The sequence below is a fragment of the Cellvibrio sp. KY-YJ-3 genome, assembly GCF_008806955.1.
Taxonomy (GTDB): Bacteria; Pseudomonadota; Gammaproteobacteria; order Pseudomonadales; family Cellvibrionaceae; genus Cellvibrio.
This window is the reverse complement of sequence record NZ_CP031727.1, coordinates 1,272,147-1,293,572: the sequence shown is the minus strand read 5'-3', so window position 1 is coordinate 1,293,572 and position 21,426 is coordinate 1,272,147. Positions and strand designations below refer to the sequence as shown.

Below are 21,426 nucleotides of genomic sequence, written 5' to 3'. Positions count from 1 at the left end.
CACGCGCACAAAAAGCTGGAATGAGCGACTTTGTTGCGCGTCCCAGCACTCATTGTAAATGGTCAATAAATGTCAGTTATTGCCTTTATGGGCTGACGCTAACCACACGGCTGGCAGTATCGCCCAAACGGCTGCGCACCAATACAGACCCGTTTGTGACTGCCAATGCACCAGTGAATGCAACCCAGCTCTCGCCTTGATCCAGACTGACTTCAAGCGCCAAACCGGGCAGCGAACTATTCGCCAATAGCTGGCCGTTTTCGATTACAGCACCGGGTGGTGGCAAGTAGAAGTCGGCACCGGTCGCCGCCAATTTGGGCAGCTCTTTGCGACTGAGCTGGAGCGCAAAATCAGCCCAATCCTGTTGGCGGGCGCGGGCATCCGGTTTATCCCCCTCCCAACTGGCTTTATGCCAGGCGCGTTCAGCCAAGCTCATCACCCGCGGGTAGATCATCTGCTCAAATTGCGCGCCGGTGCGCACGGTTTCACTCCACAACTGGCCTTGAATACCGCGCAGATTTTCCGGTTTTTCCAACCCCGGCAGGGCGCGACCAACGAGCGCTTCCATGTTTTCGATAGGTTCGCCCATGCGGGTTTTGTCGGCGTTGGCGTAAAGATTATCCGGCATAAACCCAAACACTTTTTCGGTGCTGCTGTAACGGGTCGCCCAGTAGTAACCTCGCTCTTCGGGGTTGGCTTCGTAGGGGTGATCAAAATACAGGTGGGTGCCGGGTGACAAAATCACTTCGTAACCCGCATTTGCCAAGCGATAGGCGCGATCAGCCACACCCCACTCCCAAATATTGTCCCAGGCATTTGCCATCACGGTTTTATTAGCAAACTGGCTGCGATTGAAGGTATTGGTGGCGTCGTACATCAAACCATCTTCCCAGCCCGCCAGTGCCAGACCGCGAGCATTGGTAATCGCTGCCAGCTTGCTGACAAAGTAGGGTTTGAGGTCAGCAACGCCGGCCACCCCCTGCTCGCCCTTGGCAAACAGCGCGGCGCAAGCCGGTGATGCCGTCCAGGAACCGGCGCCTACTTCATCGCCCCCCATATGGAAGGTCACCAGTTTGGTTCCAGCTTTGCGGTACATCTGTTGCAGCTCGTAAACCACCTTATCAACAAACGCATAAGTAGATGGCAGGCATACATTGATGGAGTTGTCGGTGTAGTTTTGCACTGTCATGTATTGGGATTTATCCAGCGGATCGGATAACAAATACTGCTCGGCGGCGGATTTGTCGCCCGCTTTTAACAGTTTGTGATAGCGCGCTTCCATCGCTTTCACCGCCGCGCGGGCGTGACCGGGCATATCAATTTCGGGGATCACTTCAATATGACGCGCGCTGGCAAACTTAAGGATTTCGATAAAGTCCTCGGTGGTGTAGTAACCGTTACCCGAACCGCTGGTGTGCGGGCCAGTGCCCAATTGGGTGAGTAAACAGGACTGCTCGGTGAGATCGAAACAGCGCTTACCGCCGATATCCGTCAACTCCGGCAGACCGGGGATTTGCAAACGCCAACCCTCATCCTCCGTTAAATGCAGGTGCAACTTGTTCAGTTTGTAGCGCGCCATCTGCTCGATTAAACGCAGCGTGACCTCCTTACCGTGAAAGTTGCGCGCCATGTCGTAGTGCATACCGCGCCAGTTAAACCGTGGCGCGTCGCTCGCACTGAGCTGCGGCAGCGCATAGCTGCTGGCCGTTTGCGCGGGCAGTAAACTCAACACACTTTGAATGCCATAAAAGGCACCGGCATTGTCACCGCCGACGATGGTGATTTTGTCGGCCGCGATAGTCAGGTTGTAGCCCTCGGGTTTTGCCGTTGTTGCATCAACACGCAGCTCGATCAACTTGCCGCTGAGTTTGATGTGATCGGCGCTGGCATTCAGCGTCAATCCATAAGCTTTGAGTTGGTCGGCCAAATACTTGGCCTCGCCCGCCAATCGCCCGGCAAAACTAATTTGCCAACTGCCATCAAGTATTGCAGTGCTGCTGCGATACTTAATTTGCGCGGGTGTAGGAATTATTTTCGCGCCAGCATCCAGTGTGGCAATGCGGTTAACCGCCAAATTGTCCTGATAGCGGCTCGCCGCCGTCGCAATCGCATACTGATCATTAGCACTGCGCAACTGCTGCTCGCGAGTCGCAAAAGGGGCAACAAATTCACTCAGGTTTTCGGTATCGGTATTGGCAAACACTTCCGCCTTCAAGCCAGGCTGGGCGATAAACGCACGCGGCATAAAATCGCTGTAGCTCACCAAATGCGCGCTGGCGGTATAGGGAATGGCAATAGATGCGCCCGTCGCCAAACCTTTAAACGCCGCCGTGGGTGCGATTTCATGCACATCGCCCTGCACGTGACGCAGACTCAAACCCTCTACTTGAATGCTATCGAGTTTACGCACCGAATGGATATAAATACGCCAATCACCAGCACCGGCAGGCAGCACCACCGACGAGTCATTGGTGAGAGTCATCCGCGCTTCCGGTTTGGCGCCCAAATTGGATACTGCCGCAAACTCCAATTTTGCATCGCTGGCAAAGCCAGTTAGCTGTTGCTGACTCAAATTCGCCGCTTGCGCCAAGGGCACAAACCCTGCTGCCATCACCAGGGCCACAAGGCCCGACCGCCACACTTGACCGGATACACTCATTATTGGAACTCCCACCTACTGGAAATGAAATTGGGCTTTTAGGATTGTTGGCGTTTACTGTTTATTGGCGACCACTGATTATTTGCAATCAACAATTATTTTAACCCGCCACCTGACAACGTTGTCCAGCTTACACCAAAATCCGCCACGCGCCACTTTATGAACATAAATTAACCCTGTGGGCGATTAATTAAGCTTTTGGCGGGGACAAAGATCAAACAGCGAAAGATCAAAAGGCAGAAATAACAAAGGGCGCCGAAGCGCCCTTTGCAGACGAGCAAGGAGGAAAATCACCCCAAAAAGAACTTGTAAGCTTCGTTTTTGGTTTCATCCCAATAGGGATAGTTGAGTTCATTCAAAAACACTTTCAGTTCGGCGTAGTCTTTTTTCGGCACTTGCATGCCCACCAATACCCGCGCGGAGGCGGAGCCGTGGTTGCGGTAGTGGAACAGGGAAATATTCCAGCGACCGGCGACTTTGTTTAAGAATGTCATAAGCGCACCTGGGCGTTCCGGGAATTCAAAGCGGTAGAGCACTTCGTCGGTGGCTTGTGGTGCGTGGCCGCCAACCAAGTGGCGAATATGCAGTTTCGCCAATTCGTTTTCGGTCATATCTACCAAATCGTAACCCTGGTTTTTTAATTCAGTGACCAGATCCGCACGATCCTTACCACCCGCCGCCACTTGCACCCCCACAAAAATGCGCGCGGCTTGGGCATCGGCGTAGCGGTAGTTAAATTCGGTGATATTGCGTTTGCCGAGTGCCTTGCAGAACTCTTTGTAAGCACCCGGGCGCTCGGGAATAGTCACCGCCAGAATCGCTTCGCGCTGTTCGCCAATTTCGGTGCGCTCGCTGATATAACGCAGGCGATCAAAATTGATATTGGCGCCGCAGTCGATGGCAATAAGGGTTTGACCAGTAATGCCGTGCTCGGCCACATACTTTTTCAGCCCGGCAATACCGGTTGCGCCCGCCGGCTCGGCGATGGAGCGGGTATCCTCAAAAATATCTTTGATGCCTGCGCAGATTTCGTCGTTATTCACGGTAATGCATTCATCGACTGTTTTGCGCAGTACCCGGAAGGTCTCCTCGCCGATTTGTGCCACAGCGATGCCATCAGCAAAAATGCCCACTTGCGGCAGTACCACACGTTTTTTCTTTTCCAGCGCGGCTTTTAAACAGGCGGACTCTTCCGATTCCACCGCGATGATCTTGATCTCCGGGCGCACATATTTCACATAAGCGGAAATGCCAGCCGCCAAACCGCCACCGCCGACGGCAATAAATATCGCATCGATTTTACCGGGATACTGACGCAGGATTTCCATCGCAATGGTGCCTTGACCGGCGATCACATCCGGGTCATCAAAGGGGTGCACGTAGGTCAGGCCTTTTTCTTCCACCAGCTTTTTGGCGTGGGCCGAGGCTTCGTCATAACTGTCGCCGTGCAATACGACTTTGGCGCCGCGCGCACGCACGGCATCTACCTTAATCGCCGGCGTGGTACGCGGCATCACAATCGTGGCTTTGATGCCGAGGTGTTGTGAACCGAGCGCTACACCTTGGGCGTGGTTACCGGCCGAGGCGCAAATCACACCGCGATTGCGCTCTTCTTCGGTGAGTTGCAGCAACTTGTTATAAGCGCCGCGCAACTTGAATGAAAATACGGGCTGCAAATCTTCGCGTTTCAGCAGCACTTTATTGCCGGTGCGCGCGGAGAGCAGGCGCGCTTCATCGAGCGGCGTTTCCACTGCAAGGTCGTAGATGCGGGCGTTGAGAATACGTTTTATATAGGTTTCAGGCATGGGAATTCTGGCGTTCGCGAGTGAGTGGACTGATAAGCCGACGAATAAAAAAAGTCGCCGCAGTGTAAACAATTTAGCCGCCGCTGGCACGGCGAAAATCCGTATAATGTGGCAAGTTTTTGACTCACACTCCCGAATTTCACGACTAGCCTGACCCCAGATAGAGATCACCATGACCCAAGACCAACTCAAACAAGCCGTGGCGCGTGCCGCAATTGAATACATCAAACCCAAATTATTCAGCGATTCGATTATTGGTGTCGGCACTGGCTCTACCGCCAATTTTTTTATCGATTTTCTGGGTGATATTCGCGATCAATTTGCCGGTGCCGTTGCCAGCTCCGACGCTTCAGCCGCACGCCTGAAAAAACTCGGCATTGAGGTATTGGATTGCAATTCCGTGAGCGAGCTGGTGGTGTATGTGGATGGTGCAGACGAAAGCAACGCCTATTTGCATTTGATCAAAGGCGGCGGTGCTGCGCTCACCCGTGAAAAAATTGTGCGCGCTATATCCAAAGAGTTTGTGTGTATCGCCGACGAGAGTAAATGGGTGGATGTGCTGGGCAAGTTTCCACTACCGGTGGAAGTCATCCCCATGGCGCGCTCTTACGTCGCGCGCGAACTGCTCAAATTGGGTGGCGCACCGGTTTACCGCGAAGGTGTAGTCACCGACAACGGTAATGTCATTTTAGATGTGTACAACCTGCAGATTATCGATCCGGTCGGGCTGGAAACAACCATCAACCAGATTACCGGCGTTGTCACCAACGGCCTGTTTGCCGCCAAGGGCGCCGATGTGTTGCTGCTGGGCACCAACGACGGCGTAAAAACCATCCTGCCACGCTAAGTATTGCCTCCCCAAACGCGCCTCGTCTCGCTGGCGCGTTTTATCTCTTGCTCTTCAAGTTCCATCTATACTTCAAGCTCAATTGCTCTCGAAGGATTCAACCATGTTCTCCCTCTCCAGTATCAAGGGCGGCTGCTCGTTGCAGTCAGCGCCGGTGTTTTGCTGTTTATGATCATCAGCGGCATCGCCATTGCCCTGCTCAGCAATACCATCGCCAATTACAACCAGCTGATTGCCAATTCCGTCGCCCATGAGCGGGCAATCAGCAGCATGAACTACCATTTCAAAACCCAGGTGCAAGAGTGGAAAAACGTACTGTTACGCGGTAAAAATCCGGACAAACTCCAACAGTACTGGAGCCAGTTTGAAACCCTGCAACGGAGCATTCAGGCTGAAGGGAAAACCCTTAGCGCAGAACTCAACGGCACAAGCCGGGAGCAGGTGGAGGCTTTTTTGCGCGCCCATGAAACTGCCTTTGGCCGCTATCAAACAGGCTTGGATGCGTTTAAAGCGGCGGATTTTGATTCAGCAGCGGGCGATGCAGCCGTCGCGGGTATCGACCGTGAACCCAGCAAGCTGCTGGAGGAATCAGCCGCGCTGATTAGCGCCAAAGTCAGCACCGAGACCCAAGCCAACCTGGAGGCCAGCGCCAGTGTCTCCTTCTGGGCAAGCGCTCTGATCCTCTGCGGTGGATTTGTGGTGGTGTTTTTGGTGTTAATTATTTTGCGCAAGAATCTGCTGCGGCCGCTGGGCCTGATTAATGAACACCTCAGCAAACTGGCGGCGGGCAACTTCCGCGAGCCACTTAACTTCCGCGATAACAGCGAGCTGGGCAAATTGGGCGCCAGTATCCAGCAGGTACAACAAAGTATTGTGAGTGTGGTTGCCGCCGTACAGGGGTCGATGCAGAGCTTGAATCAGGCCTCCAGCCAGATCACCGAGACCGCCTCCACCCTCGCGCGTTATACCGATCAAACCCACCACGCTACCGATCAGGTATCCGCCGCCATTACCGAGATGACAGCCACCGTACAAGAAGTGGCAAGCAATGCAGGTGGCGCCGCCAATGCCGCGCAAAATGCCGACAACAACGCCAATCAGGGGCTGAAAATTATGGAAAGTACCCTTGGTGCGATTGACCAGCTCAGCCGTGAAGTCAATCACGTAGGCCAGGTGATGACCCAGCTGGAGGGCGATACCAACCGTATTGGCGGGGTGCTGGATGTGATAAAAAACGTGGCCGAACAGACCAACTTGCTGGCGTTGAACGCCGCGATTGAAGCCGCGCGCGCCGGTGAACAGGGGCGCGGTTTTGCGGTAGTGGCCGACGAGGTGCGCTCGCTGGCCAAACGCACCCAGGATTCCACTGCTGAAATCCAACAGATTATTCACGCGGTGCAACAAGGCGCGAGCAATGCCATGAGCGCCATGCAAACCAGCTTGGCAAAAACCGGCGCCACCATGGAAATGGCCGGTCAGGCGGGCAACTCCATTAACGAGATCAGCCAGTCAGTGAACCGGATTCTGGGCATGAATATGCAAATCGCCACCGCCGCTGAAGAGCAAAGCTACACCGCGGAGGAGATCAACAAAAATATTATCCAGGTGGTGAGTTTGATCGATAACGTCAATCAGGATGCACAAAAGTCGGTGCAGATCGCCCAGCGTTTGGATAACACCGCTAAAAACCTGCAAAGTCAGATCGCTCACTTTGCGATTTAAAAAAGTGCAGGCATAAAAAAACCGGGCTAAGTCCCGGTTTTTTATTGTGGCGCAGCGAAGAATTTAGCGGCGACGCAACCGACCTAAACCAATCAAACCGATACCAGTTAACAACAGGATAAAAATCGATGGTTCGGTCACTTCGGTAACGGGTGGGGTGTAATCCCAACTACCTTTATGGATTTCACCATTGCCCACGTAAGACTTGGCGGCGACGGCACCATCCAGATTGGAATTGGTGGCAATAGTCGCGTTTAACGCTAGTACCGAGCCAAACCAGGAGTCGCCAAAGTTCAGGTTGGTCGCCTCGTAGAAATTCCACAGCACATTGTTGAAATTATCGCGGAAGCTCTGGGTGCCGTTTTTGGTATTACCAGCGTTAAAGCTGCTGCCAGACACGTTGATCACCACATTCAGGGCGGTCGCAAAATCCATATTCAGACTCCACTGCGGCCCGGTCAGCTCCTCGGCGGTAATGTTAAACACCACCAAATCCGTCGCGGCTCCGCTGTAGGTGAAGGCTTTATTGTTCATATCGCCAACCAGATCGGTGTTAGCCGACGCAGCCAGGTTTTTGTAGTAGGCAGACTCGGCCTGCAACTGCGCAAACAGGCTGGTTTTTTCCGCCGTCAATGAACCGTCGGTCACTTGCTTCAAGCAGCCATTGGGCACCAAACCACTACCGTTACAAATATTTGTCGGGCCGGAAAAGTTGCCTTGGTAGGCAAGGTAGCCGCGATCGATATGGGTGCCATTGTTACTGGCAAAGTTGCCCACAACCTTGACGGTATCGGCGGTGGAATTTTGCGGCTCCTTCTGCGCAAACACCGAAGCGTTTACTACGTTGCCACCAATGAAGGCTTTGCCTTCAATATGACCGCTACCGCCAGACACATTTAAATCACCAAACAAAATCAGGTTGTAATCATTCAATGGGCCTGCGCTGGTAACGGATGAAAGGCCCAATAACGCGGCGGCAGCGAGCAGGTTGCGGTAAGTTATGCGATGAAAAGTCATAAAAAAACCTGTGGTAGTAATATCGACTTCTAAAGTTGATCGCAGTAAAGCAGATTTCATGCCCGTTTTACTTTTTCCTTTGGGATCAATAATACACACCACAACCCGTGATGCACATCACACAAAACTGTAAATTTTGCCGACAATCATAAATTGACAGCGAAAGACAAACCAAAGCCGATAAACCCTGGCAATTGCCAGGGCTGCAAAATTTAAGCGATAGAACCTAGGGGGCGGGCTTTTCGTAAAGCCTGGGCAATTCGTTTTCAAACAGCACATAAGGGCTTTGGTAAAAACGGATAAAGTCTTCCGCCGTTGCCTGCCCCGGATAGGGGGCAAAAAACTGCTCGGATTTCTCCCGCGCCATATTGGCATTGCGCCACACCATCACATAAGCAATTTGACTGGCCTGGGCATCAGCCAGGGTTGGCGCCAGAATCCGCTCAGTCCAGAAGTTGGGAATGGTCAATGTGTTGTTGCCGGTTTCGGTGAGCGCAGCGATTTTATGGCGCGCAGTGGCAATGCCCGCTATCTGTTTGAGCGCGGCGGTGAAGTTCGCAATTTGCTCATCGGCACTGGCGTCATTGGCGCTGTGGCCGACATCCCAATAGTTATCCAAACCGATCACGTCCACATAGTCGTCACCGGGGTAGCCGTACAAATAATCGCGCTCAAAGTTAGCCATATCGATGCGGCTGCGGTCGGGTGAGTAGGCGTAAATCAGGTTGCGCAGACCTTTTTCATCACGCAGATACTTGACCGTGAACTGCCACAGGGCGATGTAATCCGCTTCGCTTGCATGACCCTTACCCCACCAGAACCAGTCGCCATTGTGCTCATGCCAGGGGCGGAAAATAACAGGGATGTAAGTTTCTACACCCGCGCCATCGGTCACTTTTAGCGCTTCATTAAAGGCGACAAAGCTGTCGAGATAGGCTTTTAGTTCGTCGTGTTTGGCGCCGCCGGGAATCAGCTCGTGCACTGTAGGGGTTTTATCCCAGGAATTGCCGCCGGAAACGGGGCTGTACATATGCCAGCTGATGGTTATCACACCGCCACGGCTGTAGCCCGCTTTAATCCACTGCTGCATTTGTTTGAAGTTAACGCCATCCAGATTCTGTTCATGCCCCAATTCCAAACCGCCCAGCTCCCAGCCGTAGAGTGCAGGATTGCTGCCGGTGACATCACGCACATCGGAGCGGTCCAAATCCCCCTCCCAATGCACACCGTAGGCGAGGCTATCTTCATGGCCAAACAACAGGTGTTTACCGCGCAGTGCGGCGAGGCTGTGGTAGAGCGCGCGGGTTTGTGCCGTGGCCTGGGTATCGATCAAGGCAAGCGTGTGGGACTCAACCGCTGCTGCTGAGCTACCACTACTGGAACTGTCAATGTTGGAACTGCCAACACTGCTGCTGGATGGATTATCGCAACCGAATAATAGGCTGGCGCACACCAGCACTAATGAGAGGCTAAAACGGGATTGAATGGGCATAACATTTCCTCGGAACTGGCCAAAACAAGGCAGGATCTTATCGTTTTTAATAATGTAACCGTTTACAAATGCAAATACTAACAGTCAAAACACAAAAAGAAGCCCTTGGCGATGTAAATAAAGGTTGAGCTGCCCGATGCTTTTGCCTAGCCTTGGCGGCTTGTTTCCCACCTGTGCCTCCTTATGGATTTCACCTTCCCCGCCATAGGTATTGTCCACTCCTGTTTTAAGGAGAAATTTGGCATACCGCGCCAGCCCGGTTTGGCACCACTGGCCACCGCCGAGATCGAACTGCTGCCGCCCTACAACGATCCGGCAGCGTTTGAGGGACTGGAAGGCACCAGCCATCTGTGGGTGCAGTTTGTCTTCCATGCAAATAGCCGCGAGGAGTGGAAGCCCAAGGTCAAACCACCGCGCCTGGGTGGCAATAAAAGCCTGGGCGTCTTTGCGACCCGCTCACCCACGCGCCCGGCGCCGATCGGTCTGTCGGTGGTGCGTTTTGCCGGGCTGCGCGAGCGCAATGGGAAATTACTACTGGGCATTAGCGGCGTGGATTTGCTCGATGGCACCCCGGTTCTGGATATCAAACCCTATGTGCCCTATGTGGACGCGGTGGCCGATGCCTACAACCACTTTGCCCCCCAGCCGCCAGCGGTCATTGAAGTGGAAATACCCACCGATCTTGCGGTAATTTGTCGCGATTACCAGCAAAAAATGGGAGTTGACCTCGCAGGATTAATCACCCAGGTGCTGCAGCAAGACCCGCGCCCCCAATACCAGCAGCCCGATCCCGAGCGGATTTACGGTATGAAACTACTGGATTTGAATGTACGTTGGCGCTATCAGACTGACCGCCAGCCCCATCGCATTCTTTTACACGCCCTGACACCGGGCGACACCTTTTAACTCACCGAGGAAAGATTATGAAATTTGCCCGCACTTGCCTGTTACTGATGCCACTGAGCTTGGTCGCCTGTAATGCCACCCTGCCACAAATGGCAGAAACCGGCGCTGCCGTTGCCAGTGCCGCTGGTTATAACAATCAGGCACAGCTGATTCGCGGCATTAAAGAAGCCTTGGAACTGGGCAGTAACCGCGCCGCCACCAGCCTTTCCGCCCCCGGCGGTTACGCCAATAGCTCGCTCTACCGCATTGAATTACCCGCGAACCTGCAGCCAATTGCTGGCACTTTGCGCCAAATGGGACTGGGCAGCCAACTGGATCGCGTAGAAGGCTTGATGAATCAGGGCGCGGAAAAAGCGGCCGTGGAAGCCCAAGCAGTGTTTGTGGATGCCGTGCGCAATATGAGCGTGACCGATGCCTTGGGCATAGTACGCGGCAACAGCACCGCCGCGACCGACTACTTCCGTGGCCAGACCGAAGCCAGTTTGCGCCAGCGTTATATGCCGATCATCAAACAAAACCTGCAGCAAATCGGTTTCTACAACCAATATCAACAGCTGCTCGGCACCTACAATATGCTGCCGCTGGCCAACAAACCCAGCTTGGATTTGGAGCAACACGTGCTGAACATGGCGCTGGATGGCCTGTTTAAACAAGTCGCGGTGGAAGAACAACTGATCCGCAAAGACCCGGTAGGACGCGGCAGCCAGATCATTGGTTCAGTATTTGGCGCAACCAAACAATAAAGCCTCCCGCTATTTTTCACCCTGATCAACCCACCAAAAAAACCGAAGGCGGCACCCGTGCCACCTTCGGTTTTGGCGCTTGCAGTGGTATGATGCGCGCCTTTTTCAGCCAGCCGATACGCCTTTTTTAGCCTGCGGGCGCCTGAATACCGGCCCTTTCCGTCTCCTGTTTGATGCCCTTACTCGCAGAGACGCGCTGTACGCTTTTCTCACTTTAAGACTTTAGGAGTTGTTCCCATGAGCAAGACCTCGTTAGACAAAAGCAAAATCAAATTTCTGCTGCTGGAAGGCGTTCACCAATCGGCGGTGGATACCCTGCATGAACAGGGTTACACCAATATTGAATATTTAAAAACCGCGCTGGGCGAAGACGAGCTGATCGCCAAAATTCAGGACGCTCACTTTGTCGGCCTGCGCTCGCGCACCCAGTTGACCCGCCGTGTATTTGAAAATGCACCCAAGCTGATCGCCGCTGGTTGCTTCTGCATAGGCACCAATCAGGTGGATTTAAAAGCGGCGCAGGAACACGGTGTAGCGGTATTTAACGCGCCCTATTCCAATACCCGCTCGGTAGCCGAACTGGTGATTGCCGAGGCGATTTTGCTGCTGCGCAATGTGCCGCAGAAAAACGCTGTGTGCCATCGCGGTGGCTGGGACAAATCTGCCGTAGGCTCCTTTGAGATTCGCGGCAAAACCCTCGGCTTGATCGGTTATGGTTCTATCGGCAGCCAAACCTCAGTGCTGGCGGAATCGCTCGGTATGAAAGTGCAATTTGTCGATGTGATTACCAAATTGCCGCTGGGCAATGCCACCCAGGTGCGCAGCCTGGATGAACTGCTGGCCACCTCGGACATCATCAGCCTGCACGTCCCGGAAAACCAATCGACGCAAATGATGATTGGCGCACGCGAAATTGGCCTGATGAAAAAAGGCGCAATCCTGATTAACGCCTCACGCGGCACAGTGGTGGACATAGATGCGCTGGCCGCCGCGATTAAAGCCGGCAACCTGTCGGGTGCGGCTATCGACGTATTCCCCGAAGAACCCAAAGCTAACGACGACGAATTTGTGAGCCCGCTGCGCGGCTTGGACAATGTGATCCTGACCCCGCACATCGGCGGCTCCACCATGGAAGCGCAAGCCAACATTGGTATCGAAGTGGCCGAGAAGCTGATCAAGTACTCCGACAATGGCACCACCACCAGCTCGGTCAACTTCCCCGAAGTGGCCCTGCCCGGTCACCCGGATGCGCACCGCTTGCTACACGTACACGCTAACGTTCCCGGTGTCCTGTCCAAGATCAACAAAATCTTCTCCGACAACCAAATCAACATCGCCTCACAGTACCTGCAAACCAATGACAAGGTGGGCTACGTGGTAGTGGACATCAACTCCCCGTACGATGAAATCGCGCTGGAGCAGTTGAAGAATATTGAAGGGACTATCCGCTGCAGAGTCTTGTTCTAGTCGCTGCAGAATGTTGCTCTAAACGATTAATACCAGCTCCAACAAAAACGCCGCGTCCAGCAATGGACGCGGCGTTTTTGTTTGGGGTTTAGCAGGGAGGGCTTAGGGAGATTTAACTCTCTAGCGCCACCGCACTGCGGCGTTTGATCCAGAGCGCCACCAATTCCACACCCAGTACCAGCGCAACACCAAGGAATGCCCAGAGTATCGCTAGGCCGATGGTAGGTTCGCTGCCAGTGACGGCAAGGAAATTGAAGGGGCTGAGGTTTTCCTGCTGCAATACCACGGTGCGACCGTGACTATCGGTAGTGGTGAGCAGGGCGTTTTTCCACGGCCAGGTGACATAGAGCGAGCCGACTAAGAAGCCGATCAGCACCGACAGGGTTTGGTTGTGATAGGACTTGAGCAGCCAGAGCAGGAAGCGTGAAAAAACAACCAGACCGCAGATACAACCGGCGCCAAACCATAGCAGCTTGCCAATTTCCAGATTGTGTATCGCCTGCAAAAACACCGGATAGAGCCCTACCAACAGCAGGATAAAACTGCCAGAAATACCGGGCAGGATCATGGCGCAAATCGCCACAAACCCGCCGAGGAATAGAATCCAGCCATGTCCGGGCAGTTGCGCCGGCGCCATAAACGAGATGGCGAGGATAAAGGCTATGCCGAACAGCAGACCAAAGGCCTCTGTAATACCCCAGCCGCGCTGCTCGCGCACCAGGTGATAAATAGACGCGGCGACCAAGCCAGAAAAAAATGCCCACACCAAAATCGGGTAGCTATCCATCGCCAGTAATACCACCGCCGCAAAGGTTTTCAGGCTAATCAAAATGCCACCAAACAGCGCCACCAGAAAGTTGCCATTAATGTACTGCCAGGTTTTAACCAGCCCCTCGCGCTTTAAGCGCAGCAATACCGCCGGGGTACAGCGCTTGAGGGAGCTGAGCCACTCATCGTAAATGCCGGTAATAAACGCAATAGTGCCGCCCGATACCCCGGGCACTACATCGGCAGCGCCCATGCACAGGCCTTTGAGCAAAATAAAGAGGTAGTCCTTGAGGCTGCGCTGAGGTTGGTGCAAGGTCATGTCCTGTTGATCGGGAGTTGCCATAACTAAAGTCTCGCCTGGGGCCAGTGATAGCCGGGTTAAGATTCAGGATTCAATATCCAGTAAAAAAGTGACGCGAGTGTGCCTGAAAGCGTGCGCGGGCAACAGGTTAATCGCTAAAAAAGTGGCGCTGGATCTCATCAAAAACCACGTCGCGATACGCGGCGATTTCATTCACCAGCTGGTGCCCGGCCGCCGGGATAAACACCAGTTTTGCCTGGGGTAATTTGCGCTGGAGTAAACGCGTATTGTAGCGCCAGGCCACAGTTTTATCGGCGGTGCCCTGAACCACCAGCAGCGGTGTCGCGCGCGGGGAAAAGTGTAAAAACTGACGATGCCAGGCTTTCATCGCCCCCACCCAGCGCACCGACAAGGTTTTTGATTGCAGGCAGTCGCGCTCATCAATGAAGTTAATAAATGATGCATCTTGCGAACTGCGCGAACGGCCGCGCGGCAGGCGTTTGACCCAGTGGTGCAGCAGCCAATAAAACACTCGCCCGGTGCCCCAACCGCGCGGCAAAATCAGCGGCGCACAAAGGGCGATACGTGCAAACTGCGCCGGATAACGCCACAGGTGATTCAGCAACACCGCACCGCCAGTGCTCTGCCCCAGCGCGTAGAAAGGCGCCGGTAACAGTGCTTGCGCGCGCGCCATGACCTGCTGCAATACGTCGGCGTATTGATCAAAAGAATCTATCGCCGCACGCTCGCCACTGCTCAAACCGTGGCCGGGCAAATCAAACGCCAGCACCGCCAAGCCCTGCGCCAAACCGAAGGCGATGGCATGGTCAAAAATCCCCAGGTGATCGTAGTAACCGTGAATAATCACCAGCGTGCCGCGCGGCGTGGGCGGCAGCCAATAGTGGGTGGCGATATCAAACCCGGCAGCGCTGATGCGGCCAAAACCGTGGTGGATGGATTCGTCCTGCGCGGCAAAATTAATCCGGTAATAGTTGAGGTACTGCTGCGCGGCATCACCCAACACCCAGCGGCAATCGACGGAGGGATCAAATTGCAACGCAGGTAGCTGCTGCATCAAGAGATGAGCATCGGTGAGGCTAAACATCGGCGGCAAATCAGCTGGCATAAACAACGGAACCTTGACAGGGAAGCAACAAGAATTGCCACTGTAACAAAATGCGACAATTAAACCGCGCCGAATAAGGGAAATGGCCGCAACACTGGCGTCAAAGTTCAACTATAATTCAGCTCCCGATGGGACATAAACCCAATCAACCTTAAAAAACTTATAACAAACACAACCCCGGGCTAAGACTCTATGCAGAATTATATTTTTAACATCCACGACGTAGTGTTGTTTATGACCGTCGCGGAATGTTTCCTGCTTGTTATTTTCCAGGCAATACTTCCGGTCAAAAACCAACTCGCCAATCGTTTGCTGAGCGTATTCCTGCTCTCTATCGCTGTTAGTTCCGCCTGTATTTTGGTGCTGTGGAACGAGAACGTGCGCCTGTTTACCCTGTTCGATGAAACCCTGCTGCCCTACTTTTTGGTGACGGCGCAATTGCTCAAAGGGCCGATGCTACTGCTGTATGTTGTGGCGCTCACCCAGGATGCGTTTAACCTCAACCGGCGCCATCTGCTACACGCTATTCCCATTGTTATTGCGCTGGGCTGGCTCCTGGTGTTTGGTATTAACGGCTCGGACTTGAGTTTTAAAACCCTCGATCAACAGCAATTGGCCAATGCGGTGTGGCACTTCATCAAGGTGATGCCATTCTTTTACGGGCTAATGGCGTTTAACAAAGTGCGTTTGTATTTGATTAGCCTGCAAGATCAATACTCGACCTTCTCGTCCACCGAACCCAGCTGGCTCAAAACACTCAGCCTGGGCTTTTTAATTACCTGGAGTTTTTCGATTGTGGTGCACGTGGTCGCCAATACCATTGAATCACCGCGCATTTCCGACGTCATTGGCATCACTGAAAACTACATAGTCTTTATTTTAATTAACGCGCTGTTTATCAACAGTGTGGTGCATACCCACAAGCTACTCACCACCAAACCGGAGCTGGCCAAAGACATAAAAGTCGATGAAAAACTCACCGACTCGGCGATTCAAAAAGTGCAGCAAGGTATGGAAAGCCAGAAGTTGTTTTTGAAACAAAACCTGAACATTGAAGAGTTTTCCAAACGCATTAATCTGCCGGTCAAAGAAGTCTCCGCCGTAATCAACAAACACTACGGCACCAACTTTTTTGAGTTTATGAACAGCTATCGCGTGGAAGAGGCAAAACGCTTATTGGGCGATAGCCAACACGCCGAAATGACCGTGATGGATGTATTGCTGCACGCCGGTTTTAACAGCAAGTCAGCCTTCCACCGTTTTTTCAATCGCCTGGTTGGCATGTCGCCTACCGAGTATCGCAAACAGCAATTGCATAAAGAGGCGAAGGTCAGTTAATTGGTCTCATGGGTAAACTCAAGGCAATGCCTGAATCTGGCCCCTATCCAACTCCAGTAAAAAATGATCGCTTGGCGCATCGCCAGCAAATTGCACAAGGATGTGCAGCAGTTGTGCGAGCCTCGTTTGATAGCGGGCACGCAATGAGCTTTCCTCTACTGGCGATAAAAATGCTTGTGCCAGCAACCGGTAGTGCGCAAAACGCTGGGCATCAATATCCTTTAGCGCAAGCTGATCCGCATTCCACAGGCGATAAAAATCCACACCCATATCCAGCCCATTCCACGCGGCAAAACTCTTCGTTGTTAACCCCTGGCGATGCGCCATATTTGCAGCCTGTTGGCTCGCCTGCTGCCATTTCTGCTCCACCAACCTGTCCTGATTGGTATTGCCAATCACTGCAACAATTTGTTCAAGAGTAACATCGGCATTTAATTGCGACATAACCAACAGCTGCTCACCATTGATGTTAAGCAGTAAGTCCCGTAGGTCCGCTGGCCATTCCTGCGGCAGAAAACGCAAGCGCGCCAACTCACGCAAATGCCACTGGGTAAACTGCCGGTAATTTTTTGCCTGCAGAATATTTTTATCCCAAATATCCGCCGCATTCATTCGCTGCAAATAATCCCATTCGGTACGGTAGTGCGCAAAAAGCTCATCAAAACGCGGCACGTCATTTAATACCACGGTTTCGACTTCAATCTGTTGCGCCGTTTTAATCGTCAATACTTTGTAAGCTGGCACGTAGGCCGCAAGCGACGGCGCCTGAATATTAAATAGCACCTTGCCATTCTCGCTGCGATAAACACCGGTATCGTTAATGTGCATATGACCGGCGACGTGAACTTTCAGGCCGGTATCTGCCAGTAGCTTGCTGGTGTGCGCACTGGGGTTGCGGTTCAACTGGAATTTTCCATCGCCCATCAAGTGCGCTATGTCTTCAGCGGCACCATCATAAAATTCACTCATCGGAAAATGCGAGAATGCAATCAGGGTTTTACCTTGGGCTTGCGCACGTTGCACAAGGTCGCGTATCCATTCCAATAAATGCGGCTTATGACTGATAACTTTGTTGTAGCCCGCATCACTGGAGCCCAAAAAATTATCCGCATCCAGCGCGTTACCATTGCCACCCAGCTTGGGCTGATAAACATTGGCATCAATCGCCAACAACCAAAGCCCCGGTGTGGGTTCAACGAGATAGCTGGTATCTGCCACCCAATAACAATCGCTGTAATGCGGCTGTTTGTATTTCCCCCCGGCGCCCTGATGACAAATTTCGTATTGGCGCTTATCAAACTGCGCTGCCTCCTGTGCAACTGCATGGTGATAAGTCGCGGCGCCATAAACGGAATTATTAGAGGCGGCGGTGAGATCAACAGGTTTGCGGTAAGGGGTTTCATAATAAACATAATGGGAACGCGGAAAAAAACCTTGCTCACTGAATAAATTCATAATGGGTTGATAACCCAGCTCCTGAACCTCATCCGAACAAATAACCGCATCAGTTTGCTGAGATTTTTTTTCGGCACACAAAGGATGTTGCAGGCTAAAAATAGGTTGTTCTTTTCCATCCTGCCCCAAAAAATCCATTTTTCCCGCCGGATGAGAGACGGGGCGCGTTGGGTCGTGATTACCCGGTGCCATAAAAAATTCAATGCCGTGTTCACGCTGATATTTTTCCAGAATTGTTTTTAACCCGCGCAGGTGCAGTGGTTGGCCGTCATCACTAAAATCGCCCGGTAGGGCTACATATTTTATTTCCCGCTTGACTATGTCATCCAGCGCGGCGAGTAGTGCAAAATAATTTTCGTTAAACAAGCGAGTGGAATGCAATTGTGCGCGCATCGAACGAATACTGGCGTGTTGTACACCCTGTTCGGTATGGGTTGGCAAGCCCTTGAATGAGCCATCAGTAAACTCACCATAAATATCGTGAAAGTGAATGTCCGGCATAAATGCGACACGCACAAACTCAGCGTTGTTGGGGATTTTTTCACTGGGCGACTCACAGCCGGATAACAATATCACCAGATTTACTAACGCGAGGACAAAAAATAATTTCATGGTCACAGCAAATTCAACCGGAAAATAACCCGCGCAACAGATCACAGGCGAGCATAGAGAAGGGACTTTTTGCAAAAAATGAATTCTATGAAGCAATAACGACAGATTGATGACAGAAAAATATTTTTTACTGCTCACCGCACAACAAATTGTTAATTACTGTTAATAGTACAAATAACAACAATGCCGCAATAAAACTGAAACGCTGCGACATTACCGTGCCCTCGCGTTTCTAATTCCTGTTGAGGACTCTAAATCTGCATGGGAAGTAAGATGGAATTTTCTCTTTTTATGAGAGCTAGAAATGGTTGACCGTTGTTTTTCTAACTGTGATAGATAAGAGGAAATTAAAGTGAAAAAGAGCAAAAAAATCTCCCCGCTAGCAACCCAATCACCCTTAAGTCACGCCTTGGGGCACATCATTATGGGTACCGCATTAGCAACAGCCGCATTACCTGGCTGGGCGCAAGATGCCGACCTGATGGAAGAAATTGTAGTGACCGGCAGCTACTCCAAAAGTTTGGAAAAAGCGATTGATATTAAACGCAATACGGTTGGCTTTTCTGACTCCATTGTCGCCACCGACATTGCCGATTTCCCGGAACAAAACCTCGCCGAAGCATTGCAGCGTATGCCCGGTGTTACGATTGAGCGCAACAAAGGTTTGGGCAGTAAAGTAAACGTGCGCAGCCTGCCCAGTGAATTTACCCACGTCTCCATCAACAACCTGTCCACCGCTTCTGGCAGTGGCGGCCGTGATGTTGAGTTCGATATTTTTGCTTCCGAAATTATTCAAAGTGTGACCGTAAAAAAATCACCTACTGCCGCTGACGAAGAAGGTGGCATTGCCGGTTCAGTGGCAATTTCAACGGCACGCCCTTTTGACTACAGCGATGCAAAATTTGTGGTGTCCGCCGAAGGCGCACACAACTCTATTTCTGAAGAAATAGACCCCAAAGTTTCCTTCCTCGCCAGCGACACCTTCGGTGATTTTGGTGCGCTGGTTTCTGTTTCGGTGGCAGAGCGCACTAATAGAACAGATTCCAATTCCGGCATTAACTTTCGTCCGCTTTCACGCTGGACCGAAAAAACCGGTTCGTCACAATGGCAAGCGACTCAAACCCTTGAGGTACTGGAACGCGATACCGGTATAGTGATTAATGATCGCTTTGACAAAGAAGAAACCAATCGCATTGTGTTTCATGACAAGATTGGCGATCGCGCTTATTTAAATGAACAGGAAAAGTGGGGCGCAACAGCTGCATTCCAGTATCAACCCAGCGACGTATTTAGTTTGACGCTCGATGCCATGCTCGGTGGTTACGACAATACCGAAGACGAATACGATGCAGCGGCCTATACCGCATCCAGTATTAGTGCGCTGGAAACGGTTCATGAATACGACAGTACCACCCTAGCTCAACACGGCATAGTGGTGTTGCGCGATGTGTCTTACGCCGCTACCCAGCACGAATTTCTCAGCAAAGAAAATGTTCATGAAACTGATTTTTCCCAATACAGTTTAAATTTGGATTGGGAGATTGGCGGTTGGTATGTTGAAGGTTTGGTGGGTTATTCCGGTGCGGAAAAAACCTCTGACACCAGCAATTTGAAACACGTTGCCTTTGCGCCGTCACGCAGCCGCTACACCAGCAATGGTGGTGAAACACTCGTGAGCGCTAATCCGGCAAGTTTTGATATGTACAATTCGCCGGAAAAATATTTATTCGATTCCTATGAAGTGAATTTGGAAAAAATTCAGGATGACAAATATGCCGCGCAGTTAGATTTTATCAAACCACTGGAATTGGATTTCCTACCGGCATTAAGCCAAGTGCAATTTGGCTCACGCTATACCGACAAATCCAAAGAGCGCAACCGCGGTACCAATACTGTGCGCGGGCCAGAAGCGGGCGACAATTCCTGGCGCAACGTGCGCACCCTGCAAGACAGTGAATTGACCTTGGTGTCTGACATAGTGCCGGGCGGAAAATATTTATCGCAATCATCCAACAGTCCGCAGTGGGCACAAGTTGCCAACAGCTATGCACGCGAAACCTTCCGCTATGATGGCTTTGCAGTGGACTTTGCCGATAGCGAATATTATCGCGTGGATGAAGAAGTGCTGAGCCTGTACGCCATGGCAGATTTCAAATTCGATGTCGCCACTATGCCGGTTACACTCAATGCCGGTGTACGTTCAATTTATACCGACGTATTGTCATTTGGTTATCACCAAGTGCAAAACTCTGATGGCTCTACCGGCTACACACCGGCACCGATTTCCAAACAAGGTAATTACAGCGACGTATTACCCAGCCTGAATATGAGCATGGAATTGCGCGATGGTTTGTTGTTGCGCGCCGCCGCATCGGAAACCTTAATTCGCCCCGCACTAGACGATATCGCCTACAAACGCACCGTGAGCCTGAATGATTTTAAATATCGCGACGGCAACCCGGATCTGAAACCTACTTATGCCGATCAATGGGAGTTGGGTTTGGAATGGTATGTCGGCGAAGGCGCACTGTTTGCAGCATCCTATTTCGAGAAAAAAATTGAAGGTGTAGTGCGTGAATCACTGACCGGTGTGGTGCAGGACGTTGTTAAATACAATGCCAACGGCACTGTCGATGGTGTGTATGATTTTGAAATTTATCAAAAGGTTAATGCTGAAGGTGATTACGATGTATCCGGGGTGGAATTAATTGCGCAATTCCCACTGAATATGTTGCACCCATCGCTGGAAGGTTTTGGTGTTAATGCCAACTTCACCATGCTCGACAATTCACTGACCGGTGAATCCGATTTAGGCATTCCCACCCCACCCGAAGGTTTGGCAGACGAAACTTACAACTTGACCTTCTATTACGAAAATCAAAAATTTGATGCACGTATCGCCTACAACTACAAAGACAAATATGTGGAATATATCGCCAGCGATATGTACCCGGTGTACCGCAAAGCCTACGGCCAAACGGATCTGTCACTGGGCTACCAGCTGACGGACTTCATCAAATTCACACTGGAAGGTATTAACATCACCGACGAAGAGACCAGTGCTTACACCATCGACCCGTCATTCCCCTCCATGTACGAATTTTCTGGTCGTCGTATTAGTTTGGGGGTAAGAGCAGATTTTTAAGTTGTAAAAAATTATTGCTTGAG

14 protein-coding genes are annotated in these 21,426 nt (G+C 51.9%); 7 read left to right on the top strand and 7 right to left on the bottom strand.

What is annotated here, in order from left to right:
• Positions 1-85 precede the first annotated feature (85 nt).
• Entirely contained in the window at positions 86-2,659 is a 2,574-nt protein-coding gene (locus D0B88_RS05410) for a family 20 glycosylhydrolase (RefSeq protein WP_191966530.1), read from the bottom strand.
• Positions 2,660-2,949: 290 nt separating this feature from the next.
• Complete coding sequence (gene ilvA / locus D0B88_RS05405; protein ID WP_255477834.1) at positions 2,950-4,638, bottom strand: threonine ammonia-lyase, biosynthetic; 1,689 nt, start codon at positions 4,636-4,638, stop codon at positions 2,950-2,952.
• Here ilvA and rpiA point away from each other — a divergent pair.
• Together rpiA and D0B88_RS05395 are read left to right on the top strand one after the other, a co-directional pair.
• Entirely contained in the window at positions 4,637-5,311 is a 675-nt protein-coding gene (rpiA, locus tag D0B88_RS05400) for a ribose-5-phosphate isomerase RpiA (protein WP_151055706.1), read from the top strand. The genes ilvA and rpiA overlap by 2 nt on opposite strands.
• 168 nt (positions 5,312-5,479) lie before the next feature.
• Positions 5,480-7,033 carry a methyl-accepting chemotaxis protein gene (locus D0B88_RS05395; RefSeq protein ID WP_151055705.1) on the top strand — a complete coding sequence of 518 codons (1,554 nt, stop codon included), beginning with the start codon at positions 5,480-5,482 and terminating at the stop codon, positions 7,031-7,033.
• 63 nt (positions 7,034-7,096) lie between these two features.
• Here the strand turns inward: D0B88_RS05395 and D0B88_RS05390 are convergent, their stop codons facing one another.
• Together D0B88_RS05390 and D0B88_RS05385 are read right to left on the bottom strand one after the other, a co-directional pair.
• Positions 7,097-8,050: a choice-of-anchor A family protein gene (locus tag D0B88_RS05390; RefSeq protein WP_191966529.1), complete on the bottom strand. Its 954-nt coding sequence runs from the start codon at positions 8,048-8,050 to the stop codon at positions 7,097-7,099.
• 226 nt (positions 8,051-8,276) lie between these two features.
• Positions 8,277-9,542, bottom strand: a complete 1,266-nt coding sequence (locus D0B88_RS05385) for a glycoside hydrolase family 26 protein (RefSeq protein WP_151055701.1) — start codon at positions 9,540-9,542, stop codon at positions 8,277-8,279.
• 183 nt (positions 9,543-9,725) lie between these two features.
• Here D0B88_RS05385 and tsaA point away from each other — a divergent pair, with 183 nt between their 5' ends.
• The 3 genes from tsaA to serA all read left to right on the top strand — a co-directional run bounded on the left by tsaA (position 9,726) and on the right by serA (position 12,658).
• A complete protein-coding gene (gene tsaA / locus D0B88_RS05380; RefSeq protein WP_007638466.1) occupies positions 9,726-10,448 on the top strand; it encodes a tRNA (N6-threonylcarbamoyladenosine(37)-N6)-methyltransferase TrmO in 723 nt (240 codons plus the stop codon).
• Between the two features lie 17 nt (positions 10,449-10,465).
• Positions 10,466-11,191, top strand: a complete 726-nt coding sequence (locus tag D0B88_RS05375) for a DUF4197 domain-containing protein (RefSeq protein WP_007638467.1) — start codon at positions 10,466-10,468, stop codon at positions 11,189-11,191.
• Positions 11,192-11,428: 237 nt separating this feature from the next.
• Positions 11,429-12,658, top strand: a complete 1,230-nt coding sequence (gene serA, locus D0B88_RS05370; protein WP_007638468.1) for a phosphoglycerate dehydrogenase — start codon at positions 11,429-11,431, stop codon at positions 12,656-12,658.
• 112 nt (positions 12,659-12,770) lie between these two features.
• Here serA and D0B88_RS05365 read toward each other — a convergent pair whose 3' ends face one another.
• Both D0B88_RS05365 and D0B88_RS05360 read right to left on the bottom strand, forming a co-directional pair.
• Entirely contained in the window at positions 12,771-13,769 is a 999-nt protein-coding gene (locus D0B88_RS05365) for a DUF368 domain-containing protein (protein ID WP_007638469.1), read from the bottom strand.
• 106 nt (positions 13,770-13,875) lie between these two features.
• Positions 13,876-14,853 (bottom strand): alpha/beta hydrolase, encoded by a 978-nt coding sequence (locus D0B88_RS05360; protein WP_225318544.1) that lies wholly within the window; start codon positions 14,851-14,853, stop codon positions 13,876-13,878.
• Between the two features lie 192 nt (positions 14,854-15,045).
• On the opposite strand from D0B88_RS05360, the gene D0B88_RS05355 reads away from it, so the two are divergent.
• The gene (locus tag D0B88_RS05355; RefSeq protein ID WP_151055697.1) at positions 15,046-16,191 is read left to right on the top strand and encodes an AraC family transcriptional regulator; all 1,146 of its coding nucleotides are present in this window, start codon (positions 15,046-15,048) and stop codon (positions 16,189-16,191) included.
• Between the two features lie 18 nt (positions 16,192-16,209).
• Here D0B88_RS05355 and D0B88_RS05350 read toward each other — a convergent pair whose 3' ends face one another.
• On the bottom strand, positions 16,210-18,258 hold the full coding sequence (locus D0B88_RS05350; RefSeq protein WP_225318635.1) for a metallophosphoesterase: 2,049 nt from the start codon (positions 18,256-18,258) through the stop codon (positions 16,210-16,212).
• A 352-nt stretch (positions 18,259-18,610) separates the two neighbouring features.
• Here D0B88_RS05350 and D0B88_RS05345 point away from each other — a divergent pair, with 352 nt between their 5' ends.
• Positions 18,611-21,403, top strand: coding sequence for a TonB-dependent receptor (locus D0B88_RS05345; RefSeq protein ID WP_225318543.1), 2,793 nt, complete (start codon positions 18,611-18,613; stop codon positions 21,401-21,403).
• Positions 21,404-21,426: the final 23 nt, after the last annotated feature.